Source organism: Stenotrophomonas sp. 21LCFQ19, assembly GCF_056861425.1.
Genome location: NZ_JBSPUF010000009.1, coordinates 165,089 through 191,803 on the forward strand (window position 1 = coordinate 165,089; position 26,715 = coordinate 191,803).

A 26,715-nucleotide genomic window follows, 5' to 3' on the forward strand; every position below is an offset into this window, starting at 1 on the left:
GTTGCCCCTCCCAGTCCCCGCCCCCGCCCCCCCGGGCCCCCCCCCCGCCCCCCCCCGCCCCCCCACTACATGAAGCAAAGCAAAGCCAACCCCTCCCCAGCCCTCCCCTTGCCTGCGGCAAAGGGAGGGAGCACAGCTGCATGCCGCCATGCAAAAGAAAAGGCCGGCATTCGCCGGCCTTTTCATTACTCGATCACAACCAGGGCAACAGCCAGTGGTCGACCAGCAGGAAGGCGAACAGCGCCATCAGATACACGATGGAATAGCCGAACATCTTCATGTTGAACATCTCGTCCGGCGGGTTCTGCATCTTCCATGCGTACCAGAGGAACACGATGTTCAATACCGTCGCGCCCCCCAGGTAGAACATGCCGCTCATGTCGATGGCCACCGGCAGCAGCGTCACCACCGCCAGCACCACCGAGTACGCCAGGATCTGCTTGCGGGTATGCGGCACGCCGTGGGTCACCGGCAACATCGGGATCTCGGCCTTGGCGTAGTCAACGCGGCGGAAGATCGCCAGTGCCCAGAAGTGCGGCGGGGTCCAGATGAAGATGATCAGCACCAGCAACGAGGCGTAGGCCCAGTCCGAGCTGCCCTGCATGCCGGTGATCGCTGCCCAGCCCAGTAGCGGCGGCGTTGCACCTGCCAGGCCACCAATGACGATGTTCTGCGAGGTCGCCCGCTTCAGGTAGACGGTGTAGATCACCGCATAGCCGATCAGCGAGGCGAAGGTCAGCACTGCGGTGATCACGTTCACCCACAACACCAGGATGGTCATCGACAGCGCGGTCAGCGCGCCGGCAAACACCAGCACCTGCCGCGGCGAGACCTTGCCGACCACCAGCGGTCGCCACGAGGTACGCGCCATCTGCGCGTCGATGCGCGCATCCAGCAGCTGGTTGATCGCCGCTGCGGCCGAGGCCGACAGCCAGATGCCAAGGAAGCCGAGCAGGCCGGTCACCACCTGCGCGGTGGTCGGCAGGCCCGGAATGGCCAGGCACATGCCGACCAGGGCGGTGAACACAATCAGTGCCACCACCTTCGGCTTGGTCAGGTCCCAGTAGTCACGCCATGTTGTACGCATCATTCACTCCGGGGCGCGCAGCCGCGCCAGCAGCGTGACCAATACAAACAACAGGGCAACCGCACCGCCGCTGTGCATCACCGCCACGGCCAGCGGCAATGCCAGCTTGACGTTGAGCACGCCCAGGGTGACCTGCAGCAGCAACAGCACGATCACGGCGCTTGCCCAACCACGCATGCCCGGCAGGCGGAACATGCGCACCGACAGCACCAACAGGTACAGGGCCACCAGCACCGCGAACATCCGGTGCGCCATCTGGATGGCGATACGCGAGGCGCCATCGAGCACGCCACCTTCGTAATCCACGCCGATGCCGCGCCACAGGGTGAAACCTTCCGTGTAGTTCTGCTGCGGCCACCATTGGCTGACGCAGCGCGGGAAGTTGTCCAGCGAGGCACTGCCACCACCGCAGGCCAGCGCCGCATAGTTGGCGCTGACCCAGCCGCCGAGCGCGATCTGCAGCACGACCAGGGCAACAGCGCCACGCAGCCACCAGCGCAGGCGCGGCGCCTCGGCCAGGGTGATCGGCAGGTGCGTTGCCTTCCACGCCATCCACACCAGCATGCCGAACATCAGCATGCCGCCAAGCAGATGGCCCATCACCACGATGGGCTTGAGCAGCCAGGTGACCGTCCACATGCCGAGCAGGGCCTGGAACACGACCACCGCCAAGGTCAGCACGGCCGCGCGCGCCAGATCAATGTTGGACCAGCGCAGCGCCGCCAGCAGCAGAATCGCTTCGCCACCGATGGCGAGCACGCTGGAAGCCACGTGTTCGCCGCGCATATAGAGAGGTATCGCGAGCGCCACCAGCGCCGAGGCAGTGACGATCTGGGCAATGCCGTGCTTGCGCCGGCGTGCCGCCAGCAATGCCAGGGTCAGCACTTCGACGCCAAGCAGGCCGGCCAGGAAACGGTGCACCTGTTCACGCCAGGCCTTGTGGGTCTCCAGCGGGCGGATCTCGCTGGCCACGTGCTGGGCGGCTTCCATCTGCGTCTGCGGCCAGGTCACGCGGCCATAGCAGGTAGGCCAATCCGGGCAGCTCAGGCCGGCGTCGGACAGGCGCACGAAGGAGCCGAACATGATCGTGCTCGCCGTCATGATCAGTGCGAACCACGCCAGTCGGTGGAAATTGCGGTACAGCGCCGGACGCGCGGAGGCATTCATCGAACGGAACTCACATCAGTTTCAACAGCTTGGATAGATCAGCCCGCAGTCCACCCGGTTCAAAACCCGGCGCATAGCGGAATACCACAAAGCCATTGGGATCAATCACATACACCGGGATACCGGCCGGGTCATCAACCCCCGGCAGCTTGCCCCGGAACGCAGGCTGGGGCTGCAGCACCTTCAGTGCCGGCGTCGCAGCCACCTGCGCAGGCGGCGTACCCAGCCACAATATCTCGACATTATCCGCGTTATGCCCGAACAACTGCCACACCTTGTCCAATTGCTGCGACAAAGTGACGCAGGCCGGCGCGCAGTCAGCCGGCGGTGCCAGCAGGATGCGCCAGTGGCGCTCGCTCGGGTTCCAGTCATAGGCCTGGCCGCTGGCCAGGTGCAGCTGCTCGCTGCGCAGGTCCAGCGCCGGCTGCAGCAGTTCACCGTGATGGCGGTTGATCTGCGGCGTCCAGCCCGAGAAGCGCAGGATGCCAGCCAGCGCCATCGAACCGAAGAACATGGCGAAGATCAACAGCAATACCCGGCGACCGCGGTTGCGGGTGGCGAGCTGGTCGGGGGTGAGTGCGTTCATGGCTGGGTTCTTTTCGAGCTGGCTATGGGGAGTGGCTGCAAGCGAAAGCTGGAACTGGAACTGGAGCAAAGGCTGGAGCAAAGGCTGAAAGCACCCCTCCCCGGCCCTCCCCTTCACCTTCGGTGAAAGGGAGGGGGAAATTCAACGGCAAAGGCAGGAGCGAGTACCAAAGCGACGGCGCAACGCTCTGCCCCCTCCCTTGCGCGTAGCGCAGGGGAGGGTTGGGGAGGGGTGCTTTGGCTTTGGCTTTGGCTTTGGCTTTGCCTTCCAACCAGCTCCAACCTACGCCGCATTCCCAACTCCCAACTTCCTGCGCTTCTTGAACTGCAACACCAGCGCAATCAACAACACCGCCAAAGCCATCGCGAACCACTGCACCGCATACCCAAGATGCCGCGAAGGCGGCAAGGTATTCGGCAGCAGGTCCAGGTCGCGTGCATAGCCCAACGGTAGGGCTGGATCCAGTCGCAGCACCTTCGGCGCCAGCGCGACGCCGTCCAGTCCGAGCTGTGCGGCAATCGCCGGCAGGTCGATCCGTGTCGCCAACCAGGTCTGCGGTTGCCTGGCCGCAGTCAATGCCGGGCCCAAGGCAATGCCGGTTGCCGGCGCAGGCGCCCACAGTCCCTGCAACGTCTGGGTGCCCTGCTCTGCGCTGATCGTCGGCATGCTGCGGTCAGCAGGCAGCGGAAGCCAGCCCAGATCGACCAGCACGACGGCTCCGTCGGCAGCGCGCGCAGGCTGGTAGACCTTGATGCCAGCGCGACCTTCCCGCAGTTGGTTGTCCAGCAGCACGCTGCCGGGCAGGAACTGCAGCTGGTCACGCACCCAATGCAGGGAATCCGGGGCGGCGACGGCCTGGGCCAGGCTGAGCGCGGCGTCGCGACTCGGCGGCAGCTGCGCAAGCAAGGCCTCTTTCTGCTGCATGCGCTGCAGCTGCCAGCCGCCCAGCGCGCAGAACAACGCGGCCACCAGCACCGCCACTACCCAGCCCAAAAACGCTGTGTGCTGTCGCGTCATGACAAGCTGCCGCCAAGCGGGTGATATAGCACTGCCCTTCCACCCTTCGAGCCACGCATGAATGATTCGTTGAAGACCTTGCTGGTAATCGCGTTCTTGATCGTCATCGTCTGGAATCTTGGTGCCGGCCTCTATTACCTGATGATCGATCGCGGCCAGACCAAACGGACGGTCAATGCGTTGACGCGGCGTATCGCGCTGTCAGTGGTGCTGATCCTGCTGGTTGCCCTGAGCATCTACATGGGCTGGATCAAGCCGCATGGTGTGGGCGGCTGAACATCGCAGCAGCCGCTCTGCATTGCAGCGCGGCTGCCGACACTTGTTACAGCACGTAGACAAACAGGAACAGCATCAGCCACACCACGTCGACGAAGTGCCAGTACCACGCGGCCGCTTCGAATCCAAAGTGATTGTCGCGGGTGAAGTGTCCCTTGGCCGCACGGAACCACATCACGATCAGCATGATGGTCCCGAGCAGCACATGCGCACCGTGGAAGCCGGTCAGCATGAAGAAGGTCGAGCCGTAGATGCCAGACCCCAACGTGAGGTTCAATTCCTTGTAGGCGTGGATGTATTCCTCGGCCTGGAAGAACAGGAACACGCAGCCCAGCAGCACTGTCGCCCCCAGCCAGATCAGCAGCTGCTTGCGGTTGCCCGCCTTCAGTGCGTGATGGGCGATGGTCAGGGTCACGCCCGAGGTCAGCAGGATCAGCGTATTGAGCAGCGGCAGGCCCCAGGCCGGAATGGTCTGGAAGGCACCACCAATATCGGCCGGGCCGTTGGTCGGCCAAGCAGCGGAATAGCCATCCCACAGGTATTCGTTGGTGAGCACGCCATGGCCTTCACCACCGAGCCACGGCAGGCCCATGTTGCGGGTGTAGAACAGCGCGCCGAAGAAGGCAGCGAAGAACATCACCTCGGAGAAGATGAACCAGATCATCCCCATCCGGAACGAGCCATCCACCTGGCGGTTGTAGTTGCCACCCTCGGATTCGCGGATGACATCGCCGAACCACAGGAACAGGGTGAACACCATCATCGCCACGCCGATGAAGAAGGCCGCGCGGCCCCAGCTGGCGTCGTTGAGCCAACTGGCTACCCCGACCATCATCACCAGCATCGCGATCGATCCTACAAACGGCCATTTGCTGCTGCTTGGCACGAAGTAGACATTGGGATCAGGGGTGTTATGGGCCATGGCGTTGCTTCCGGGTCCGTGATCAGGGAGCTGCGTGTGCGGCCGCCGCGGCAGATGCCGGGGTCAGCCGTTCGGTCAGCGCATCATTCTTGTAGAAGGTGTAGGACAGGGTGATCGTGTTGACGTCGGCCGGCAGGTCCGGGTCGACGATGAAACGTACCGGCATGTCGCGTTTCTCACCGGCCTGCAGGGTCTGCGCGGTGAAGCAGAAACATTCGGTCTTGTTGAAATAGCCCGAGGCACGGGCCGGTGCCACCGACGGCACCGCACTGCCAACCAGCGCGCGGTCACTGTCGTTGCGGGCGTAATACAGGGCTTCGTTCAACTCGCCCGGCACCACGTCCATCGTCAGCTTTTCCGGATGGAAGGCCCACGGCAGCTTGGAATTGACGCCGCCATCAAACTCCACCCGCACGGTGCGCTTGCCGGTGGTCGCATGTGCATTGGCTTCGTGCGTGGTCGCGCCGCGCTCCAGGCGCACGCCGAATACTTTCTCGCAGGCGATGCGGTACAGCGGCACCAGCGAGAAGGTCAGCACGAATACCGCCAACGCCACGCCAATCAGCCGGCCAAGGCCGGCATTGGGCTTGGGTGCGGGCGCCGGCGCGGTCAACTCGCCAGCACCCCGGACAGGATGAAGCCGACGTAGACCGCGACCGCGATCAGGCCGACCACCAGCGCGGTGCGCCGCGAACGACGCCTGCGCAGTTCCAGTTCCTCAGCCTGCCATTGCTCGTTGCTGCTCATCGCAGGATTCCTCAATGGGTCACGTCGTCATGCGCAAGGTCGCCCGGCTTGATCACCGGCGGCACGGTAAAGGTATGCGCGGGCGCCGGCGACGGAATGGTCCACTCCAGGCCCTTGGCGCTTTCCCAGGCACGCGCTTCGGCACGCTTGCCGTTGCGCAGCGAGGACAGCAGGATCGCCGCCATCATGAACGGCGTGGCGAACATGCCGAATGCGCCAATCGAGCTGATCAGGTTCCAGTCGGCGAACACCGGGTTGTAGTCCGGGATGCGCCGCGGCATGCCGGCCAGGCCGAGGAAGTGCTGCGGGAAGAACAGCAGGTTGACGAACACCATCGTCCACCAGAAATGGAACTTGCCCCAGAACTCGTTGTACATGCGGCCTGTCCACTTCGGCCACCAGTAGTAGACCGCGGCAATCAGCGCCAATACCGCGCCGGTCACCAGCACGTAGTGGAAGTGCGCCACCACGAAATAGGTGTCGTGGTACTGGTAGTCGGCCGGCACGATGGCTAGCATCAGGCCGGAGAAACCACCGATGGTGAAGAGGATGACGAAGGCGATGGAGAACAGCATCGGCGTTTCAAACGTCAGCGAGCCCTCCCACATCGTGCTGACCCAGTTGAACACCTTCACCCCGGTCGGGATCGAGATCAGCATCGTGGCAAACATGAAGTAGATCTCGCCACCCAACGGCATGCCCACCGTGAACATGTGGTGGGCCCACACGATGAACGACAGGAAGGCGATGGCGGCGGTGGCATAGACCATCGCCTGGTAACCGAACAGCGGCTTGCGACTGAAGGTCGGCAGGATTTCGCTGACCACGCCGAACGCCGGCAGGATCATGATGTAGACCTCGGGGTGCCCGAAGAACCAGAAGATGTGCTGGAACATCACCGGGTCACCGCCACCGGCGGCGTTGAAGAAGCTGGTGCCGAAGAACTTGTCGGTCAGCAACATGGTCACCGCGCCAGCCAGCACCGGCATCACCGCGATCAGCAGGAAGGCGGTGATCAGCCAGGTCCAGCAGAAGATCGGCATCTTCAGCAGGTCGATTCCCGGTGCGCGCATGTTGAGCACGGTGGCGATGATGTTGATCGCGCCCATGATCGAGCTGACACCGGCGACGTGGATGGCGAACACGCTGAAGGCAACGTTGTAGCCGCCCTGCAGCGACAGCGGCGGATACAGCGTCCAGCCACCGGCCGGTGCACCACCAGGCAGGAACAGGGTCACCAGCAGCATGCCGAAGGCCACCGGCAGCAACCAGAACGACCAGTTGTTCATGCGCGGCAGCGCCATGTCGGGCGCGCCGATCTGCAGCGGGATCATCCAATTGGCGAGGCCGACGAAGGCCGGCATCACGCCACCGAAGATCATCACCAGTGCATGCACGGTGGTCATCTGGTTGAAGAACTCGGGCTTGACGAACTGCAGGCCGGGTTGCGCCAGCTCCAAGCGGATCACCACGCTCATCGCCGCACCGATGATGAACATCGTGAAGCTGAAAAGCAGGTACAGCGTGCCGATGTCCTTGTGATTGGTGGAGAAGAACCAGCGCTCGAAGAAGCCCTGTTGGTGCCCGTGGTGATCGGAGTGGTCCACTGCGGTATTCGCCATTGCAACTACACCTCGTTATGCGTTTTCAGGCATCGCGCCGGTGGCACCGGCACGCAGTGGTATCAGGCAGCGGCCGCCGTAGGTGCGGCGGGGCTTGCTTCCGGTTGCGTTGCTTCGGGCGCCGCGGCGGGTGCCGGTTCGGCGGCAGGCGCGGGCGCGGCTTCTGCAGGCGCGGCAGGCGCCGGCTTGCGCGAGGCCAGCCAGGACTTGAACTCGTCCTTGGACACGGCCTTGACCACGATCGGCATGAAGCCATGGTCCTTGCCGCACAGTTCCGCGCATTGGCCGCGGTACACGCCTTCGGTTTCGATGTTGGTCCAGCGCTCGTTGATGAAGCCCGGCACGGCGTCCTGCTTCCAGCCCAGCGCCGGCACCCACCACGCATGGATCACGTCGTCGGAGGTGATGACGAAACGCACCTTGGTATCCACCGGCAGCACCAGCGGGTTGTCCACGTCGAGCAGGTAGTGCGGATCGCTGGCCATGGTCGGCACGCTGCCGCTCTGCCGCACTTCGTCGGACTTGCGGTCCAGGCGGCTGGTGAAGGCGACGTTTTCACCCAGGTATTCGTACTTCCACATCCACTGATAGCCGGTGATCTTCACCGTCATCTCGGAATCGCGGGTGTCGTACATGGCGATCAGCTTGGCCGTGGCCGGCCAGGCCATCACCACCAGGATGATGATGGGGATGACGGTCCAGATGATTTCCGCCTTGGTGTTGTGGCTGAACTGCTTGGCCACCGCGCCCTTGGACCTGCGGAACTTGAACATGGCGTAGGCCATCGCGCCGAACACCAGCACGCCGATGACGGTACATACCCACAAGGCCACCATATGTGCGTCCCACGCCATACGCGAGGTATGGGTGACGCCCTTGCCCATATTGAGCTGCCATTCCTTGGGATCGGCGGTCTGCGCCCATGCTGCCTGCGCCGACAGCATCATCGCTGCCGCTGCCAAACCGTGTTTCAACTTCGCGCCCCACACGCTGCTTTGCTTCATTGCCTAGACCCTTGACGTCATCGGTTGCTGCCATTGCTGGCCGCGAGCAAGCCTTCAAGTGTCACCGCAAGTTCCCGACGTTCCACGGGCGCGAGGAAACTCCCCACTTCCACCCACTTGCCGCTGGAAACCAGCAGGACCCGTTCCTTCCCGGTCACCACCTTCACCCAGTACGGATGTGCGTGGAATACCGGCGAAACTCCGGCCGCGGGAATCACTTCCACGCAGTCCGGTCCTACCCGGATCTCTTCCCGGCGATTGCTGCTGCGCCAACATGCGCGAAGTGCAGCCGCCACCAGAAAGCCATGCAACAACGCGAAGACAGGGGCCAGGCGGTTGCCGGACAGCCAAGCCAGGCCGGCCGCGAACACCATCAATCCTGCCAACGCTGCAAACAACTGGACGAACTGCCGAGCACTGAGTGCCCGTGGGGGGTGCAGTAGCAGCTGCGTCCCTGAGCCATCGGAATCTTGCCGAAGCACCTGGATCATCACAGCCGCGTCCATTCCGCGGAAATCGAGTTCGATGGTAGCCCTGCCCGCACACGCCCGGCAAGCTTCCATTCATCATCGTCATCAATGCTGCAGTGCACATCAAAACTGTGCCCATATCGTCCAAGCACGTCGATTTAGATGCCGGAATCGGCACAATCAAAATCGCCACGCTGAATATTGCAAAAGCGCCCACAGGCCAGTGCTTTCACCCTGCAAACAGACGCCCGCAGGGGACTAGGAAATCCGCCGCCGAAGATTAAAATGGCCGAATCCAACTGTGGCCGAGCGCATGAACGCAACACCTTCTCCTGATGTCGCCTCCCCTACGTCACCGGCCCCGCCGCTGCTGACGCCCGAGCTGCCGCCGGCGCCATCCGCGCTGCGCCAGGCCATCACCGATGCATGGCTCAAGGACGAAGCCAGCCACGTGCGCGAACTGTTGGAACAGGCGCGCCTGCCGGCCGCCGAACAGGCACAGGTACAGGCCACCGCCGCCGACCTGGTGCGCCGCGTGCGTGCCCGTTCCAAGAACCAGGGCGCGATTGAAGCCTTCATGCGCCAGTACGACCTCGGCAGCGAGGAAGGCGTGCTGCTGATGTGCGTGGCCGAAGCCCTGCTGCGCATTCCGGACCAGGAAACCGCCGACAAGCTGATCCGCGACAAGCTGGGCGAAGCCGACTGGAAGCGCCACATGGGCCAGTCCGATTCGGTGCTGGTCAATGCCTCGACCTGGGGCCTGATGCTCACCGGTCACCTGGTTGACCTGGCCGATGCCACCAAGCGCGACGTGCATGGCGCGTTCAAGCGCCTGATCGGCCGCGTTGGCGAGCCGGTGATCCGCCTGGCCGTGCGTCAGGCAATGAAGATCATGGGCCACCAGTTCGTCATGGGCCGCACCATCGACGAAGCGCTGTCGCGTTCGCACAAGGGCGACAACAGCAACTACCGCTACTCCTTCGACATGCTCGGCGAAGGCGCGCTGACCATGAAGGACGCGCTGCGCTACCTGGAAGACTACCGCCGCGCCATCCACGCCATCGGCGGCGACAACATCGCCCGTGGCGGCAAGGCCGATGGCGACGTGACCAAGTCACACGGCATCTCGATCAAACTGTCGGCGCTGTACCCGCGCTATGAACATGCCAAGCGCGAGCGCGTGCTCAAGGACCTGGTGCCGGGCGTGCTGGAACTGGCGCAGCTGGCCAAGTCCTATGGCATCGGCTGCACCGTCGACGCCGAGGAAAGCGACCGCCTGGAACTGTCGCTGGACATCATCGAACGCGTGGTCAGCGATCCGTCGCTGAAGGGCTGGGCGGGCTTCGGCATCGTCGTGCAGTCCTACCAGAAGCGCACGCCGTACACGATCGATTACCTCGCCGACCTGGCCCGTCGCATCGGCCACAAGCTGCAGGTGCGCCTGGTCAAGGGCGCGTACTGGGATGCGGAGATCAAGCGCGCGCAGATCGAAGGCCTGCCCGGCTACCCGGTGTTCACCCGCAAGCAGAACACCGATGTGTCCTACATCGCCTGCGCCAAGCGCCTGTTCGGCCATGCCGATGCGATCTACCCGATGTTCGCCACCCACAACGCGGCCACCATCGCAACGATCAAGCAGATCGCCAAGGGCGGCGTGTACGAACACCAGAAGCTGCACGGCATGGGCGATGACCTGTATGCCGAGGTGATTCCGGCTGACCGCCTGAACGTGCCCTGCCGCGTGTACGCACCGGTGGGCTCGCACGAAGACCTGCTGCCCTACCTGGTGCGTCGCCTGCTGGAAAACGGCGCCAACTCCAGCTTCGTCAACCGCATCACCGATGAAGACGTGTCCATCGACGACCTGATCCGCGATCCGGTCGAAGCCGTGTCTTCGTTCGCTTCCATCCCGCACCCCAAGATCCCGCTGCCGGTTGATTTGCTGCGCAGCCAGAACCACGACAGGACCAACTCCATGGGCATCAACCTCGCCAACGACAACGAACTGCGCGCCCTGGCCGAGCAGCTCAACGCCGCCATCAAGCCGTGGCAGGCGACCCCGCTGGTGCAGGGCGTGGCCCCGGGCACGCCGTCGCAGCCGGTGGTCAACCCGGCCGACAACCGCCAGGTCGTCGGTCACTGGCAGGCTGCCGATGCCGCCACCGTGCAGAAGGCGCTGGCCAATGCCGTGGCCGCACAGCCGGCCTGGAACCGCACCCCGGCCGCCAGCCGCGCCGCCATCCTCGAGCACGCCGCCGACCAGCTTGAAGCGCGCATCGCCGAGTTCATGGCGCTGTGCGTGAAGGAAGCCGGCAAGAGCCTGCCCGACGGCGTCGCCGAAGTGCGCGAAGCGGTGGACTTCCTGCGCTACTACGCCAAGCAGGCCCGCGAACAGTTCGGCACCGCCGAGAAGCTGCCCAGCCCGACCGGCGAAAGCAACGAGCTGCAGCTGCATGGCCGTGGCGTCTTCGTCTGCATCAGCCCGTGGAACTTCCCGCTGGCGATCTTCCTGGGTCAGATCAGCGCTGCCCTGGCCGCCGGCAACAGCGTCATCGCCAAGCCGGCCGAGCAGACCAACCTGATCGGCTACTACGCCGTGAAGCTGCTGCTGGACGCCGGCGTGCCGGAAGGCGTGCTGCAGTTCCTGCCAGGCGACGGCGCCACCGTCGGTGCCGCACTGACTGCCGACCCGCGCGTGGCCGGCGTGGCCTTCACCGGCTCCACCGAGACCGCCCGTGCCATCAACCGCGCGATGGCCGCACGCGATGCCGCCATCGGCGTGCTGATCGCCGAGACCGGTGGCCAGAACGCCTTCATCGCTGACTCCTCGGCGCTGCCGGAACAGCTGGTCAAGGACGCCATCGGCTCGGCCTTCACCTCCGCCGGCCAGCGTTGCTCGGCAGCGCGCGTGCTGTTCGTGCAGGACGACATCGCCGACAAGGTGATGGGCATGCTGTCCGGCGCAATGGCCGAACTGAAGGTTGCCGATCCGGGCGAACTGTCCACCGACGTCGGCCCGGTCATCGACGCCGACGCACTGCAGATCCTCAAGGACCACGCCGTGCGCATGGACGCCGAGGCACGCCTGATCGCCGCCGCACCGCTGTCCGAAGCCGCCGCACACGGCACCTTCTTCGCCCCGCGTGCTTATGAGCTGAAGGACCTGAACCAGCTGCACAAGGAAATCTTCGGACCGGTGCTGCACGTGATCCGCTGGAAGGCCGATCAGCTGGATGCGGTGATCGACCAGATCAACGCCACCGGCTACGGCCTGACCCTGGGCGTGCATTCGCGCATCGACGAAACCGTTGATCGCATTGCAGCGCGCGTCAACGTCGGCAACGTCTACGTCAACCGCAACCAGATCGGCGCGGTGGTCGGCGTGCAGCCGTTCGGCGGCCAGGGCCTGTCCGGCACCGGTCCCAAGGCAGGCGGCCCGCACTACCTGCTGCGCTTCGCCACCGAGAAGACGGTGACGGTCAACACCACCGCCGCCGGCGGCAACGCCTCGCTGCTGACCCTGGGCGATTGATTCGAGTAGTGTCGTGATTGAAAGAAACCCCGCGCAAGCGGGGTTTTTCTTTGTCCTGCGAAAGCCTATCCCTCCCCAGCCCTCCCCTTCGCTACGCGAAAGGGAGGGGGCGGTAGTGCCGAGCCATGCTCGGCAGAGGCTTTCCCGGCACCGCAATGATTGTGGGAGCGGCGTCAGCCGCGAAGCTGATGGTCGGTCAGATTGCAGAAATGCCGGCAATTTCAATGACGCCAGCTTCGCGGCTGACACCGCTCCCACAAAACAAGGAAGCTCAAACAAAAAGCCCCGCTTGCGCGGGGCTTTCTGCATGCACCAATTACAGGTTCAATTAGAACTTGTAGTTGACCGAGGCAGCCAGAACATCGCCGCGGACCTTGTACTTGCCGGTCAGCGAGTTGCCCTGGTTGTTGGTGGTGCCAGCGATATTCACGTCCGGATCGCTGGTGAACAGGTGGGTGTAACCGAAGTTGTACTCGATGTTTTCCGAGGGGGTCCAACCCACGCCCAGCGACAGCCACTTACGGCTGGTATCCGGCACGCGCACATCGCGATGCGCGTTCGTGGTCGGAGTCTGGTCCAGTGCGATACCACCGCGCAGGGTGACGGTATCGCTCAACTTGAAGTCGGTACCCAGCGAAACGAAGGTCGTGTCGCGGTAACCGAATTCCAGCACCGAGTCCGGCTGCGCCGAGGCGTAGTCGATGGTGACCTGGTCGAACGCGGTCGACCAGGCGGTGCGGGTGACATCACCCATCACGGTCCAGCGGTCGTTGACGTTGTGGGTAACGCTCAAGGTAGCCGAAGCCGGCAGGGTCAGCGTGGCCTTGCCCGAGGTGCTGGTGAAGCGGCCCGGCTGGGCTACTGCCAGTACCGCAGCGGCTTCTGGCGGTACGTCGAACGTAGCCTTGCCGCCGGTGACCTTGTGCTCGACCTTGGAGCGATAGCTGATACCGATATGGGTGTTCTCATCGGGGCTGAACAAGCCACCAACGGTCCAACCCACGGCATTGTTGTCGCCTTCCACGGTCAGCTTGCCGTCGGCATTGCCTGGTGCGAAGCCCGGCACGCGCGACTGAGCCAGCGCGGTGCCGAAGTCGATGTTGTTGCTCAGCTCGATGGTCAGGTGCTCAACGAACACCGAAGCGCCGAAGGACACGTACGGATTGACGTCATAGGACGCTGCAAAACCCAGATCGATAGCCTTCAGATCGGTCTTCAAGCCGCTGTAACGGCCGACCCAGCCCTTGTCGTATTCGGTCTTGAAGCCGAACGGCGCGGTCAGCGACACACCGAAGTGAGCCTGCTCACCGATCGGCATATGGAAATAGGCCGCCGGAACCGGCGCGATCATGCCGGCATCACTGCCGTCACCGCCAGTCTGCGGGGTACCTACCGGGGTGCGGCCGCTGCCCTTGAACTCAGCCGAGAAGCTGATGGCACTCAGGTCACCCTGGATCTGCGTGCCGTCCAGCTGGCGCATGCCGGCCGGGTTGACGGCGATGATGGATGCATCTCCCTTGGCGCTGCCGGAACCGGCAAAAGCGCGGCCGAGGCCCTTGGCGCTGTTTTCCTTCAGCTGGAAGGCAGCAGCATCGGCGTGGCTGAAAGCCAGGGCGCCGGCGATGCCGACAGCAAGGGCAGTTACGCGAGCAATAGCAGAAGCGGTCATAGTGGAAGCTCTCTCCGTAAACGGTAATGGTCGTTTTGCGCCTGCACTCCCAAGCAGCAAGCTACTTGACAGTGCGCCGGAGTCCCCTCCCGACATACGACGCCGTATGCAGTATCACCCACGCTCGTTAACTAAACAATAACGACGTAAGACATATTCCCAGCCCGCACCGGGCAGTCCCGGGTTAGGCTTCCGCACTCATGTTCGTCTCCATTCCTTCCAGAAATAAGTCAGGCCTGCGCTGGGCGGTGCCCTTGCTGTGCCTGACCTTGCTGGCCGCCTTCCTCTGGTCCATCTCACGGCCGGATGAGGCGCGACGCTCGTTGTGGCTGGACTGGGGTGCGCTGGCCACCGGCCTGGGCAGCGGCCAGGAGTGGTGGGCGGCATTACGCGATGGCAGCGTATTAAGGTTGTTCACCGCGCTGTTCCTGCATGCCGATTGGTCACATCTGCTGGGCAACCTGGTGTTCCTGCTGATCTTCGGCCTGCCCGCCGAGCGGGTGCTGGGGCCGTGGCGCCTGCTGCTGCTGTTCCTGTTTGGCGGTGCCATCGCCAACCTCGCCGCGCTGTATGTGATCGGCTCACCGGAGCGCACCATCATCGGTGCAAGCGGCGCGGTGTCGGCACTGATGGGCGCGTATCTGACCCTGTTCCCAAGCGCCAAGCTGGGCGTGGTGCTACCACTGGGGTTGTTCCTGGAATTCGTGCGTGCGCCGGCGTTCCTGCTGATCGGCGTGTGGGCAGCCCTGCAGGTGGTGTTCGCCTATATCGGCCCCAGCTTCGGCATGGTGGCCTGGTCGGCACATGTGGCCGGCTTTCTGTTTGGCGTGGCTTACGGGCTGTATGTGCGTGCGGCCATTGCCCGGCGCCTGCGCAAGCGCAAGGGCTTCTAGCCGGGCCTGTGTTTTTGTGGGAGCGGCGTAAGCCGCGAAGCCCGCGATCCATCAGATCGCGGGTGGGCCGTGTTGAGGTAGAGCCGAACCATGTTCGGCTGAGGCCTTACCGGTAAAGCCCCTGCCGAGCATGGCTCGGCACTACAGAGGCTTTTCTTCCGCTGCAGGCTTTTCTTTGGTTTCTGGCTTGGCGGCCTCCGCCGGTGCAACAGGCTTCGCTTCTGCAGCTGGCTTCGCCTTTGCCGCCGCTGCAGCCTGCGCCGCCGCTACCGAGCCGGGGTGCTTGAGCTCCTGCAGGGCGGACTGGATCGGGGCATCGCCCGGCAACACCACGCCGGCCTTGCTGCCCACCGCTTCGTCATCACCACGCAGATGGCCGGGCAGCTTGGCCTCGCTGTAGTCGCTCAGGCTGGCCGGCAGGTCGTTGACCGCGTCGGCCGGATCCGGCGTCAGTTCCACATCCGGCAGGATGCCTGTGGCCTGGATCGAGCGCCCGCTCGGGGTGTAGTAGCGCGCGGTGGTCAGCTTGACCGAGTCGCCGTTGTCCAGCGGCAGCACGGTCTGCACCGAGCCCTTGCCGAAGGTGCGGCTGCCGACCACGCGGGCACGACCGTTGTCACGCAGGGCGCCGGCCAACACTTCCGAAGCACTGGCCGAGCCAGCGTCAGCCAGCACCACCATCGGTGCGCCCTTGAGCAGGTCGCCCGGGGTGGCGTCGAACCTGGCATCACTGATCGAGATGCGGCCGCGGGTACTGACGATGCCGCCCCTCTCCAGCAGGTCATCCGCTACCTGCACGGCAGCAGTGAGCAGGCCGCCCGGATTGCTGCGCAGGTCCAGCACCAGGCCCTTCAACTTGCCACCGGCCTGCGCCTGCAGCTGGTTCAACTGCTTCTGGAAGTCGGCGCCGGTATCGGCCTGGAAGGTGCTGATACGGATGTAGCCATAACCCGGCTCCAGCATTTTGCTGCGCACGCTGGTGACGCGGATGGTCTCGCGCATCACGGTGACATCGAAAGGCTTCTGTTCGCCGCGGGCGATGGTCAGCACCACGCTGCTACCAGCCTTGCCGCGCAGCGGTTCGCTGGCATCGATGGCGTTGATCGGTGTGCCGTCGATGGCCACGATCAGGTCGCCGGCCTTCAGCCCGGCTCGCGCGGCCGGGGTGTCGTCGATCGGCGACACCACCTTCAAGGTGTTGTCCTGCTGCAGTACCTCCACGCCGATGCCTTCGTAGGCACCGTTGGTCTGCTCGTCGAAGGCCTCGGCATCTTCCTTGTCGAAGTAGGTACTGTGCGGGTCCAGCTCCAGCAGCAGGCCGCGCACGGCCGACTGCATCAGCTTCTTGTCATCCACCGGATCCACATAGGCCGCGCGCACGGCGTTGTAGACGCCGACAAAACGGCGGATCTCGTCCAGGGGTACGCGTGAGGTGACCGATTCCTTGGCATCGGGATCGTCCGCCTTGGACACCTTGTCCGGGGCGCTCTGGGCCAATGCAACAGCCGGTGACAGGGCCAACAGCAGGGCAGCAGCAAGACGGGCTACACGCATGAACCACTCCATGAGATTACGGATGCGCAATAACCGCGCTGGACCCGATTATGCGCGAAGCCCGGCTAAATTCTTGTTGAATCGACGCAGCCCGCTGCGCCAGCACTCAGCGGGCGTTACTGCCGCTGCAGCCAGGTCGAGGGATCCACCGGCTGGCCGTTGCGGCGCAGTTCAAAATACAGCGCGGTCACACCCTGGCCACCGGAGTTGCCAACCTTCGCCACCGCATCGCCACGCTTGATGCTGGCGCCGGCGTCCTTCAGCAGGGTGTCGTTATGCGCGTACAGGCTCATGTAACCGTTGCCGTGATCGACGATCAGGATCATGCCGTAGCCGGTCATCCAGTCGGAGAACACCACCGTGCCATCGGCCACGGCGGTTACCGTGCTGCCGGCCGGTGCACCGATCAGCACGCCGGCGCTGTTGCGGCCATCCGGCAGACGGCCGCCATAGCGTGCCAGCAGGTTGCCCGACAACGGCCAACCCAGGCCACCAACCCGCGGCGCCGGCGCGTTGGCGACCACCCGCGGTGGCACCTTGCCCGCTGTAGCCCGTGGAGGGCTGCGGGTGGAGCCGTTGTTATTGGCAGCGGCTGCCTGCCGTGCCTGTTCGGCGGCGCGACGGGCGGCCGCGCGGCGCTCGGCTTCGGCGCGGGCAGCCGCGGCACGCAGGCTGGCCAGCACCTGCTCCAGCGCGCGCGCGTCCTTGCCCAAGGCCTTCTCGCGCTCGCTGCGATCCTGATAGCGGGTATCCAGTTCGCTCAGCACGCTGGCGCGCTGGCGGCGGTCCTGGGCCAGCGCCGCGGCCTGCTGGCGTTGCTGTTCGCGGGCCTGTTCCAGTTCCTTGCTGCGCGCGACGATCTGCTGCTCGGTGCTGGTCAGCGCCTGCAGGTCGGTGGTCAGGCCGGTGATTGCCCTGGCGCGCTCGCGCTGCAGGTAGCGGTGGTAGGCCAGTTCGCGATTGGCGTCGGCCACGCTGTCCTGCGACAGCAGCAGCTTCAAAGGCGCGTGGTTGCCCAGCTGGTAGGCGCCTCGCAGCAACGTTGCCAGCTGCTGGCGCTGCTGGGCCAGGCCACTTTCCAGCGTGGCCCGGCGTTGCTGCAGGGCCGCCAATGACTGCTGTTCACGCTGCACCGCCGCCTCGGCCTCGGCTACCGCGCGGCCGCTGCGGGCGACCTTCTGGTCGGCCTCGCGCAGGCGCTGGCTGGCTTCACCGCGCTGCCCTTCCAACTGGCGTCGTTCCTGCGAAACACTCTTGATCTCACCACGCAGCTGCTGCAGCTTCTTCTCGGTGTCGCGCGAGCTGTTCTGTGCCGATAATGGACCAGCCAACAGCGCGCCCAGCATCAACAGGCAAGCACCGCACCATGGCGACAGGGCCGCAGGTCGTCGGAAACGGGGCTGGTGACTGGGCTGGCGCAAAGAGGTTCCAGTGACTTCAGGCAGATGCGGATTGTACCCAAGCGTGGTGCCATGCCGCCCAGTCCATCGGCATTTCCACAGTGGAGATCTCATGAAACGTCTATTTCTACTTCTGCTGCTGAGCGCGAATGCCCCATTGGCACTGGCCGCCGACGACATCAGCAAGGTCAATGGCAGCATCCAGACCCAGGCCGGCAACACCTATGGCGACCTGGAAACCGTCAATGGCAGCATCCAGCTGGCTTCCGGTGTGCAGGCCAACAGCGTCGAGACCGTCAATGGCAGCGTGCGCACGGAAGACAATGTGCAGGCGCACAGCATCGAAACCGTCAACGGCGGGATCCACGGCGGCCGCAACCTGGTGCTTACCCACGGCCTGGATACGGTGAACGGCGGCATCTATGTGGATCGCGGCAGCCGCATCGGCGGCAATATCGAAACCGTCAACGGCAGCATCGGCCTGGTCGCCGTGCAGCTCGGTGGCGACATCGAAACCGTCAACGGCGACATCACCGTTGGCATTGATTCAGTTGTCAAAGGCGGCATCAAGGTCAATCGTCCCTCGTTCGGCATCTCGCTGACCGCGCCGCGCAAGCCACGGATCGTCATCGGCCCGAATGCCGTGGTCGAAGGCTCGCTGGTGTTCGAACGTGAGGTCGTGCTGCTGGTGCACGACTCGGCGAAGATCGGTCCTGTGACCGGGGCCACGCCACAACGTTTCGATAGCGAAACCGCGCCACGCTGAACGCGCATTGCAGGCCAATCCTGCCTAGAATCCGGGTTCGATCTTGCAACCCGGAGTTCTCATGCATCGCAAACTGTTGTTGTGCCTTGCCGCGACCGCGGCCCTGGCCGCCTGCAAGCAGGAGGCACCGGCACCGGCGGCCTCCGCGCCGGCCCCGGCACCGGCGGCCTCCGCGCCGGCCCCTGCACCGCCGCCGGCCCACACCTTTGCCGGTGGCATCAATGCCGCCGACTTCGGCGAACTGGTGAAGACGCTGGCCTCGGATGAATTCGAAGGCCGCGCACCCGGCAGCAACGGCGAAGAACTGACGGTCAACTACATCCGCGACCAGATGCAGCGCATCGGCCTGCAGCCGGGCAACGGCGACAGCTGGTTCCAGGAAGTGCCGATGACCGAAACCACGGCAGATCCGAGCACCGTGCTGAAGATCCAGCAGGGCCAGGCCAGCCGTGACCTGGCGTTCGGCACCGACATGGTGATCGGCACCCGCAGCGGCCAGCCGGAAATCAAGATCGACAACAGCGAACTGGTCTTCGTCGGCTACGGCGTCGACGCGCCCGAGCAGAACTGGAACGATTACACCGGCCAGGATTGGAAGGGCAAGACGGTAGTGATGTTCGTCAACGACCCTGGCTTCCACACCGACGACGCCAAGTTGTTCGATGGCAAGCGCATGACCTATTACGGGCGCTGGACCTACAAGTTCGAGGAAGCCGCACGCAAGGGCGCTGCCGCCGCGCTGATCGTGCACGACAGCGCCGGCGCTTCCTATGGTTGGGATGTGGTGAAGAACTCCTGGGGCGGTGCCCAGTACGACCTGCCCGCCGCCGAAGACAGCCAGCCGCGCCTGCAGGCACAGGGCTGGCTCAGCGCCGAGGCCGCACGCAAGCTGTTCGCCGATGCCGGGCTGGACCTGGACAAGGCCTACAAGGACGCCAGCAAGCGCGGCTTCAAGCCGGCACCGCTGAATGCCAGCCTGTCGCTGGACCTGAAGAGCACCATCGCGCAGAAGAAGTCGCGCAACGTGGTCGGCGTACTGCCGGGCAGCAAGCGTGCCGACGAAGCCGTGCTGTACATGGCGCACTGGGATCACCTGGGCAAGCATGAAGGCGAGGAAGGCGACAACATCTACAACGGTGCGGTCGACAACGCGACCGGCGTGGCCGGCATTCTTGAAGTGGCCGATGCGATGGCGCACCAGCAGACCCCGCCGGAGCGCTCGGTGGTGTTCCTGGCGGTGACCCTGGAGGAATCCGGCCTGCTCGGTTCGCAGTACTACGTGAACCACCCGACCTTCCCACTGGACAAGATTGCCGGCGTGATCAACATCGATGCGATGTCGGTCAATGGCCGTGCGCGTGACCTCACCGTCACGGGCTTTGGCAGCTCCGAGCTGGAAGACCTGCTCAAGCCGCTGGCCGCCAAGCAGGGCCGTACCCTGCATGCGGAAAGCTCGGTGCAGAGCGGCTTCTACTTCCGCTCCGATCACTTCAACTTCGCCAAGGCCGGCGTGCCTGCGCTGTATGCCGATGGCGGCGAAGACCTGATCGACGGCGGCGTCGAGGCTGGCAAGCGTGCCGCCGAAGCCTATGGCAAGGACCGTTACCACGGCCCGAAGGACGAGTACGATCCGGCCACCTGGAAGCTCGACGGCGTCGTCGAGGACCTGGAACTGTTGTACGGCGTTGGCCAGCAGCTGGCCGGCGGCGATGCCTGGCCGAACTGGTATGAAGGCAACCCGTTCAAGGCCAACCGCGACGCAATGATGAAGAACAAGGACAGCAACACGGCCAAGTAAGCCGCTGCTGATCGAGAGAACGGCGCCTTTGGGCGCCGTTCTTTTTTGTGTTGATACCTGTAAGGCGCTACGCACCAATCAGCAGCAGACACGTTGATGCAGAGCCGCTAACGTCAGCAGCTCCCCGCCAACCCGCAGGTCGCTCGAAATGCTCCACCACGTTTCCTTCCCGGTCCGCGACCTTGCCCTGAGCGGCGCGTTCTACGATGCCGCACTGGGCGCGCTAGGCTTCCGACGTGTATTCGAGGACGACACCGCCATCGGCTATGGCCTCGTCGACGATGAGGATCTGTTCTGCCTGAAGCTGCGCGATGACGCCAGCGCCGCAAGTGCGGGCTTTCATCTGGCCTTCGCCGCGCCGGATCGTCCTGCGGTTGATCGCTTCCATGCGAGCGCGCTGGCCATCGGCGGCAGCGACAACGGCGCGCCTGGCCTGCGCCCGGACTATGGCGCGCATTACTACGCGGCGTTCCTGATCGACCCGGACGGGCACCGCATCGAAGCCGTCATCAACCGCTGAGTGGCGTAGCCCGGGTAAGCGCAGCGCACCCGGGGGCAGGAGATACAGCGGCCATTACCCTATGCGCCAACAGCCCCGGGTGCGCTGCGCTTACCCGGGCTACGGCGAGCACTGTTTACGCGTTCGGCGAGGCCACACGCGCCATCCGCGCCATCCGCACACCGGCCACCGCAAACACCACCAGCCCGGCCCAGATCAGGCAGAAGCCGACCAGCTGGTTGGCATTGAAGGCCTCGCGGAACACCAGCACGCCAACCAGGAACTGCAGGGTCGGCGCGATGTACTGCAGCAGGCCGACCACCGTCAGTGGCACCCGCCGCACACCGAAGGCGAAGGCAATCAGCGGGATCGCACTGACCGCACCGGCCAGCACCAGCAGTACATCGTTGCCGACGCCCCAGCCGGAAATGAAACCGCCGCCATGACCGGCCTCGGCCCAGATCACGTAAACCAGCGCCGGTGCCACCATGAACAGGCTTTCCACGCCCAATCCGCTCACCGCATCCACCACCACCAGCTTGCGCAGCAGGCCATACAGGCCAAAGGTGATGGACAGGCCAATCGCGATCCACGGCGGACGCCCGCTCTGCCAGGTCAGCCAGGCCACGCCCAGCGCCGCCAGCGCTACCGCCAGCCATTGCAGCTTGCCCAGGCGCTCGCCCAGCACCACTACGCCAAGCAGCACGCTCAGCAGTGGGTTGATGAAATAGCCCAGGCTGGTTTCCACCACGTGGCCGGCGTTCACCGCCCAGATGTACAGGCTCCAGTTGAGCGCGATCAGCAGGCTGGACAGGCCCAGCAACCAGAACCGCCGCGGCGTTGCCCATACCTCGGTCAACCAGCCCCAGCCGCGCAGGATGCCCAGGCCACCGACCAGCAGCACCGCGCTCCAGACGATGCGGTGGGCAATGATCAGGAACGACGGCACCTCCTTGAGCAGGTGCCAGTACAGCGGGAACAGGCCCCAGATGACGAAGGCCAGGGTCGTGGCCCAGAGGCCGTTACGGGTTTCGCTGTTGCTGTTCATGCGCGACGCAGCCTGGCAAGGGTGATGACCACGACGCCGGCGAGAATCACCGCCATCGCGCCGAGATCGGAAACGCTGAAGCGCTCATGCGCGATCCACGCGCCCAGCGCCACGGCGATCACCGGATTGACGTAGGCATAGCTGCTGGCCAGCACCGGCCGCACGTTGTGCAGCAGCCACACGTAGGCGGTGAAGGCGATGATCGAACCGAACACGGTCAGGTAGCTCACCGACAACAGGCCCTGCAGGTTGGGCAGCGCGCTGATGCGCTCGCCGCGCAGCAGGCCGGCGCTGATCAGCACCACGCCACCGCACAGCATCTGCCCGGCGGCAGTCATGAACGGCGATGGCAGGTCGCGGCCGCGCGACCAGATCGACCCACCGGCCCAGCCCAGCGGCGCGATCAGCAACAGGATCAGCCCGGTGGGCGTCGCGGTCAGGCTGCTGCCCGCGTTGAGCCAGACCACGCCGACAAAGCCAATGGCGATGCCCAACCACTCGCCGAGCGTGGCCTTCTCACCACGGATGGCGGAGAACAGCGCCATCCACAACGGAACCGAGGCCACCGCCACCGCGGCCAGACCAGATGACACATCGCGCTCGGCCAGCACCACCATGCCATTGCCGAGGAACAGCAGGCACACCCCCATCACCGCCACGGTCTTCCATTGCGCGCGGGTCGGCGCGGCGACACCCCGCCAGCGCAGGAAGGCATAGAGCAGACTGCCAGCGACGAGGAAACGCGTACCGGAGATCACCGTCAGCGGCGGCAGGCCGCTTTCCAGCGCCAGATGGATGCCGAGATAGGTCGACCCCCACACCACGTAGACCAGGAACAAGGCCAGAACGACAAGGCCACCCCTGGGAGGAGCAGCCGGCGTGGATACGGGGGAGGACATGAGGCGGTGCCACCATTCGGGGGAAGGTGAATTCTAGGGCACAGCGGCGCCGAGATCAGTCTGAAAAACGGCATGCTGTATTCGTTTGGCAGGCTACCTACATCATCCATACACGCTCTGCGGTAGCGTGCAGGCAACCACCACGTCACCACGGCGTGCATCGCCCGGCCCCTGGCCATCAAGCGAGGACAGCTCCTGCATGAACACCTCCACCGCCAGCGCACCGGCTGCCTCCGACCGCGCCGCCCTGCGCCGCTCCATCTCCAATACCTTGAAGGGCTCGGCCGGCAATCTGGTCGAGTGGTATGACGTCTATGTGTACTCGGTGTTCGCGGTGTACTTCGAGTCGCAGTTCTTCTCGGCCGCCGACAAGAACTCCACGATCTACGTGTGGGCGATCTTCGCCGCCACCTTCCTGATGCGCCCGATCGGTGCCTGGTACTTCGGTCGCTTCGCCGATCGCTACGGCCGCCGCCGCGCACTGACGGTTTCGGTGACGGTGATGGCGGCCTGCTCGTTCCTGATCGCGATCACCCCGACCGCCGCCCAGATCGGTGGCGCGGCGGCATTGATCCTGTTGTTCGCGCGGCTGGCACAGGGTTTCGCCACCGGTGGCGAGTACGGCACCAGCGCCACATACATGTCCGAAGCGGCGATCCCCGGCCGACGCGGCTTTCTGTCCTCGTTCCACTACGTCACCCTGGTTGGCGGCCACGTACTGGCGCAGCTGACCCTGCTCGGCATGTTGCTGCTATGGGACAAGCCCGAGATTTCGGCCTGGGGCTGGCGCATCGCCTTCGGCATTGGTGGCATTGCCGCCATCGTGGTGTTCTGGCTGCGCCGGAGCATGGACGAATCGCTGACCTCCGACTCCATCGAAGCAGCGAAGGATGGCCGCGCCAAGGCTTCCGGCTCGATGTACGAGCTGTTCGTGCATCAGTGGCGCGCCCTGCTGCTGTGTTTCCTGATCACCGCTGGCGGCACGGTGGCGTTCTACACCTACTCGGTGAACGGGCCAAAGATGATCCAGAGTGCATTCGCCGGCAATGACGTGATGACCGGCACCGTGATCAACCTGGGCGTACTGACGTTTTTGATGCTGCTGCAGCCGGTCGGCGGTTGGCTGTCGGACATCGTCGGGCGCAAGAGCCTGCTGGTATTCTTCGGCGTCGGCGGCGTGCTCTACAGCTGGTACATGATCACCCAGCTTCCGCAGCAGCATGATCCGCTGATGGCCTTCCTTGTGCTGGCAGTCGGCTTCGTCATCCTCACCGGTTACACCTCGATCAACGCAGTGGTGAAGGCCGAGCTGTTCCCCACGCATGTTCGTGCGCTGGGCGTTGGCTTTGGTTATGCGATGGCCAATTCATTGTTTGGCGGTACCGCACCGTTGCTGTATCAGGGCGCGTTGAAGACCGGGCATGTGGATACGTTTGCGATCTATGTAACCGCGGTGATTGCGGTGTCGCTGGTTGTGTATGTGTTCTTCCTGAAGAACAAGGGGCCGAACTGGCTGGATGGGACGCGGCGGTAAGACTGGGTAAGTCAGAGCCATAGCTGCTTTGGCTTTGGCTTTGGCTTTGGCTTTGGCTTTGGCTTTGGCTTTGGCTTTGGCTTTTTTCTCCGCTTTTATGCCGTCATTCCCGCGAAGGCGGGGTATTCAACCGACGAATGTCGGGTCATCGCTCTACGCACTTTCCTTTGCACTTTCCTTTGCACTTGCCTTCGTCTGCTTCATGCCAAATGCAAGCAGCAAAAGCCAGAGCGATTCCCGCCTTCGCGGGAATGACGGCATAAAAACAAAAGCGAAAAGCGAAGAGCGAAAAGAAAACAGCAAAAACAAAAACAAAAACGGCGGACTCAGTCCGCCGGTCTTCGTATCACTCAGCGCCTCGCAGCATCACTCGCTTCACGTGCAGCCTCGAACTCCGCACCCTTCTGCCAGGTGGGCCACTTCCGGCTGTTGGCCAGCTCCAGACCCATGTCGTAGACCAACAAGGTGTCGGCAGCCAAGCCTCGCGCATCCCACTGCGGCGACCACGCGTCACAGGCCTGGTGGTAGCACTTGGCGAAATAGGCATCACGCAGCGCGCGGCCGGCGGCAACGCCGCCGTCCAGCTTGTCCAGGCCGGCGCCGACAGTGATCGCCGGCACACCCTTGCGGGCAAAGGCAAAGTGATCGGCACGGTAGAAGAAGCCAGCCTCCAGGTTCGGATCCGGTGACCAGCGACGGCCACGTGCCTGGGCAACGCGCTGCACATCGTCTTCCAGCGAAACCCGGCCATTGCCCCAGGTCGCGATGTCGGCGGTTTCGCCGTCCGGGCTGAACATCTCGATGTTCAATACCGCAGCGGTGGTCTCCAGCGGTGCCAGCGGGTGCGCGGCGTAGTAGCTGGCACCGAGCAGACCCTTCTCTTCGGCCGTCAACGCGATGAAATACAGCGAACGCTGCGGGCGCGGGCCGGCGGCGAACACGCGGCCCAGCTCCAGCACCGAGGCCACGCCGGTGGCATTGTCGATGGCGCCGTGGCGCACGGTCTGGCCGCTTGCGTCCGGCTGGCCGATGCCGAAGGCGTCCCAGTGCGCAGAGAAGATCACCGACTCCTGCGGATGGCTGCTGCCTTCCAGCTTGGCCACCACGTTACGGGTGACCACGCGCTCACGCTTGACCCAGAAGCTGGTGGTGAGACTGGCGTCGCCGAGCTCGACAGGACGGAAGTCGGCCCTCATCGCCTTGCGCTTCTCGGTCTCGAAGTCCAGCCCAGCAGCGCTGAAGATGCGTTCGGCCAGGGCCCGCTGCATCCAGCCGCGTACCGGCGTATGCGCGGCCAGTGCCTCATCGTTGCTGCGTTCGATATCGAACAGCGGCGAAGTACCCGACGCCTTTACCGTCGCCCACGGATAGGCGGCCGGTGCGGTCTCATGCACGATCAGCACGCCCTCGGCGCCGCGCCGTGCCGCTTCCTCGAACTTGTAGGTCCAACGGCCGTAGTAGGTGACCGCCTTGCCGTCGAACGCGCCCGGCGCTTCGGTCTCGAAGTCGGCATCGTTGATCAGCACGACGGCGATCTTGCCGCTCAAATCCAGACCCTTGTAATCGTCCCAATGCCGTTCCGGCGCGGAGATGCCATAGCCGATGAACACCAGCGGCGTGTCCTGCTGATCGACCACACCGAATGGGCTCAGGCTCTGCAGGGTGATGTCCTCACCGTTGACCAGCGGCTGCGACTTGCCGTTCAAGCTCAGGCTGGCCTGTACCGGGCCGTCCACCGTGGCGCGGACCAGCGGTACTTCCTGCACCCAGCTGCCGTCCTTGCCACCGGGCTGCAGGCCGGCCTTGCGGAATTCGTCGACCAGATAGTCCACCGTGCGCTGCTCACCGGCCGAGGCCGGGGCGCGGCCTTCGAACTCGTCCGAGGCGAGAATGCGCACATGCCGCGACAGCGCTTCCGGATCGATGCCACCGCCGGGCAGGTCATTGGCCGCCGAGGCGATGCCGCCGACAAACAGGCAGGAGGACAGCAGCAGGATGCGCATCGGGTTCACGGCAACTACCAACGACAGAATGAATGGCAGATTCTAACCGGCCTTGCCTTGGTAGGCGCGGTGTAAGCCGCGAAGCTGGTGGGGCAACAGCCACGGCAACAGCACAAAGCACCCCTCCCCAACCCTCCCCTGCGCTACGCGCAAGGGAGGGAGCGGTAGTGGGGGGGGGGGGGGGGGGGGGGGGGGGGGGGGGGGGGGGGGGGGGGGGGGGGG

The 26,715-nt window shown here is 64.5% G+C and carries 23 protein-coding genes; 7 read left to right on the forward strand and 16 right to left on the reverse strand.

The features are described 5' to 3' along the window. Positions 1-193 precede the first annotated feature (193 nt). From cyoE to AC13FW_RS12045, 4 genes are all read right to left on the reverse strand, one after another. Positions 194-1,087, reverse strand: a complete 894-nt coding sequence (cyoE, locus tag AC13FW_RS12030) for a heme o synthase (protein WP_296253347.1) — start codon at positions 1,085-1,087, stop codon at positions 194-196. A 3-nt stretch (positions 1,088-1,090) separates the two neighbouring features. Then, positions 1,091-2,254 carry a COX15/CtaA family protein gene (locus AC13FW_RS12035; protein ID WP_481529252.1) on the reverse strand — a complete coding sequence of 388 codons (1,164 nt, stop codon included), beginning with the start codon at positions 2,252-2,254 and terminating at the stop codon, positions 1,091-1,093. A 10-nt stretch (positions 2,255-2,264) separates the two neighbouring features. Further along, positions 2,265-2,840, reverse strand: a complete 576-nt coding sequence (locus AC13FW_RS12040; RefSeq protein WP_482989203.1) for a hypothetical protein — start codon at positions 2,838-2,840, stop codon at positions 2,265-2,267. 282 nt (positions 2,841-3,122) lie between these two features. Further along, entirely contained in the window at positions 3,123-3,857 is a 735-nt protein-coding gene (locus tag AC13FW_RS12045) for an SURF1 family protein (RefSeq protein ID WP_482989204.1), read from the reverse strand. Between the two features lie 57 nt (positions 3,858-3,914). On the opposite strand from AC13FW_RS12045, the gene AC13FW_RS12050 reads away from it, so the two are divergent. Continuing rightward, a complete protein-coding gene (locus tag AC13FW_RS12050; RefSeq protein WP_282268147.1) occupies positions 3,915-4,133 on the forward strand; it encodes a twin transmembrane helix small protein in 219 nt (72 codons plus the stop codon). A 46-nt stretch (positions 4,134-4,179) separates the two neighbouring features. Here the strand turns inward: AC13FW_RS12050 and AC13FW_RS12055 are convergent, their stop codons facing one another. The 6 genes from AC13FW_RS12055 to AC13FW_RS12080 all read right to left on the reverse strand — a co-directional run bounded on the left by AC13FW_RS12055 (position 4,180) and on the right by AC13FW_RS12080 (position 8,919). After that, positions 4,180-5,055, reverse strand: a complete 876-nt coding sequence (locus AC13FW_RS12055; protein WP_282268145.1) for a cytochrome c oxidase subunit 3 — start codon at positions 5,053-5,055, stop codon at positions 4,180-4,182. Between the two features lie 22 nt (positions 5,056-5,077). Further along, positions 5,078-5,668, reverse strand: a complete 591-nt coding sequence (locus AC13FW_RS12060; protein WP_482987377.1) for a cytochrome c oxidase assembly protein — start codon at positions 5,666-5,668, stop codon at positions 5,078-5,080. Beyond that, on the reverse strand, positions 5,665-5,802 hold the full coding sequence (locus AC13FW_RS12065) for a hypothetical protein (RefSeq protein ID WP_296253360.1): 138 nt from the start codon (positions 5,800-5,802) through the stop codon (positions 5,665-5,667). Before AC13FW_RS12065 ends, AC13FW_RS12060 begins: the two co-directional genes overlap by 4 nt. Before the next feature lie 11 nt (positions 5,803-5,813). Continuing rightward, positions 5,814-7,424, reverse strand: coding sequence for a cytochrome c oxidase subunit I (ctaD, locus tag AC13FW_RS12070; protein WP_282268140.1), 1,611 nt, complete (start codon positions 7,422-7,424; stop codon positions 5,814-5,816). 62 nt (positions 7,425-7,486) lie between these two features. Continuing rightward, entirely contained in the window at positions 7,487-8,428 is a 942-nt protein-coding gene (gene coxB / locus AC13FW_RS12075; RefSeq protein ID WP_482989205.1) for a cytochrome c oxidase subunit II, read from the reverse strand. 17 nt (positions 8,429-8,445) lie between these two features. Then, positions 8,446-8,919 carry a DUF2244 domain-containing protein gene (locus tag AC13FW_RS12080; RefSeq protein WP_482989215.1) on the reverse strand — a complete coding sequence of 158 codons (474 nt, stop codon included), beginning with the start codon at positions 8,917-8,919 and terminating at the stop codon, positions 8,446-8,448. A 292-nt stretch (positions 8,920-9,211) separates the two neighbouring features. Between AC13FW_RS12080 and putA the strand changes: the two genes are divergently transcribed. After that, positions 9,212-12,430: a bifunctional proline dehydrogenase/L-glutamate gamma-semialdehyde dehydrogenase PutA gene (gene putA, locus AC13FW_RS12085; protein ID WP_482989206.1), complete on the forward strand. Its 3,219-nt coding sequence runs from the start codon at positions 9,212-9,214 to the stop codon at positions 12,428-12,430. A gap of 328 nt (positions 12,431-12,758) precedes the next feature. On the opposite strand, the gene AC13FW_RS12090 is transcribed toward putA, so the two are convergent. Beyond that, positions 12,759-14,099 carry an outer membrane protein transport protein gene (locus tag AC13FW_RS12090; RefSeq protein WP_482989207.1) on the reverse strand — a complete coding sequence of 447 codons (1,341 nt, stop codon included), beginning with the start codon at positions 14,097-14,099 and terminating at the stop codon, positions 12,759-12,761. A gap of 200 nt (positions 14,100-14,299) precedes the next feature. On the opposite strand from AC13FW_RS12090, the gene AC13FW_RS12095 reads away from it, so the two are divergent. Continuing rightward, complete coding sequence (locus AC13FW_RS12095; RefSeq protein WP_282268130.1) at positions 14,300-14,992, forward strand: rhomboid family intramembrane serine protease; 693 nt, start codon at positions 14,300-14,302, stop codon at positions 14,990-14,992. A gap of 141 nt (positions 14,993-15,133) precedes the next feature. Here the strand turns inward: AC13FW_RS12095 and AC13FW_RS12100 are convergent, their stop codons facing one another. Beyond that, a complete protein-coding gene (locus AC13FW_RS12100; RefSeq protein WP_482989208.1) occupies positions 15,134-16,546 on the reverse strand; it encodes a S41 family peptidase in 1,413 nt (470 codons plus the stop codon). A gap of 116 nt (positions 16,547-16,662) precedes the next feature. Then, positions 16,663-17,892 (reverse strand): murein hydrolase activator EnvC family protein, encoded by a 1,230-nt coding sequence (locus tag AC13FW_RS12105; RefSeq protein WP_482989209.1) that lies wholly within the window; start codon positions 17,890-17,892, stop codon positions 16,663-16,665. 166 nt (positions 17,893-18,058) lie between these two features. On the opposite strand from AC13FW_RS12105, the gene AC13FW_RS12110 reads away from it, so the two are divergent. From AC13FW_RS12110 to AC13FW_RS12120, 3 genes are all read left to right on the forward strand, one after another. Continuing rightward, positions 18,059-18,712, forward strand: a complete 654-nt coding sequence (locus AC13FW_RS12110; protein ID WP_296252547.1) for a DUF4097 family beta strand repeat-containing protein — start codon at positions 18,059-18,061, stop codon at positions 18,710-18,712. A 61-nt stretch (positions 18,713-18,773) separates the two neighbouring features. After that, on the forward strand, positions 18,774-20,510 hold the full coding sequence (locus AC13FW_RS12115; RefSeq protein ID WP_482989210.1) for a M28 family metallopeptidase: 1,737 nt from the start codon (positions 18,774-18,776) through the stop codon (positions 20,508-20,510). Positions 20,511-20,658: 148 nt separating this feature from the next. Further along, positions 20,659-21,030, forward strand: coding sequence for a VOC family protein (locus tag AC13FW_RS12120; RefSeq protein ID WP_296252551.1), 372 nt, complete (start codon positions 20,659-20,661; stop codon positions 21,028-21,030). Positions 21,031-21,145: 115 nt separating this feature from the next. Here AC13FW_RS12120 and rarD read toward each other — a convergent pair whose 3' ends face one another. Both rarD and yedA read right to left on the reverse strand, forming a co-directional pair. After that, the gene (gene rarD, locus AC13FW_RS12125; RefSeq protein WP_482989211.1) at positions 21,146-22,057 is read right to left on the reverse strand and encodes an EamA family transporter RarD; all 912 of its coding nucleotides are present in this window, start codon (positions 22,055-22,057) and stop codon (positions 21,146-21,148) included. Further along, complete coding sequence (gene yedA, locus AC13FW_RS12130) at positions 22,054-22,956, reverse strand: drug/metabolite exporter YedA (RefSeq protein ID WP_296252555.1); 903 nt, start codon at positions 22,954-22,956, stop codon at positions 22,054-22,056. The genes rarD and yedA overlap by 4 nt, the downstream gene beginning before the upstream one ends. 199 nt (positions 22,957-23,155) lie before the next feature. On the opposite strand from yedA, the gene AC13FW_RS12135 reads away from it, so the two are divergent. After that, positions 23,156-24,490, forward strand: coding sequence for an MFS transporter (locus AC13FW_RS12135; RefSeq protein WP_296252557.1), 1,335 nt, complete (start codon positions 23,156-23,158; stop codon positions 24,488-24,490). A 350-nt stretch (positions 24,491-24,840) separates the two neighbouring features. Here the strand turns inward: AC13FW_RS12135 and AC13FW_RS12140 are convergent, their stop codons facing one another. Next, positions 24,841-26,493 (reverse strand): M28 family metallopeptidase, encoded by a 1,653-nt coding sequence (locus AC13FW_RS12140; protein WP_482989216.1) that lies wholly within the window; start codon positions 26,491-26,493, stop codon positions 24,841-24,843. Between the last annotated feature and the right edge of the window lie 222 nt (positions 26,494-26,715).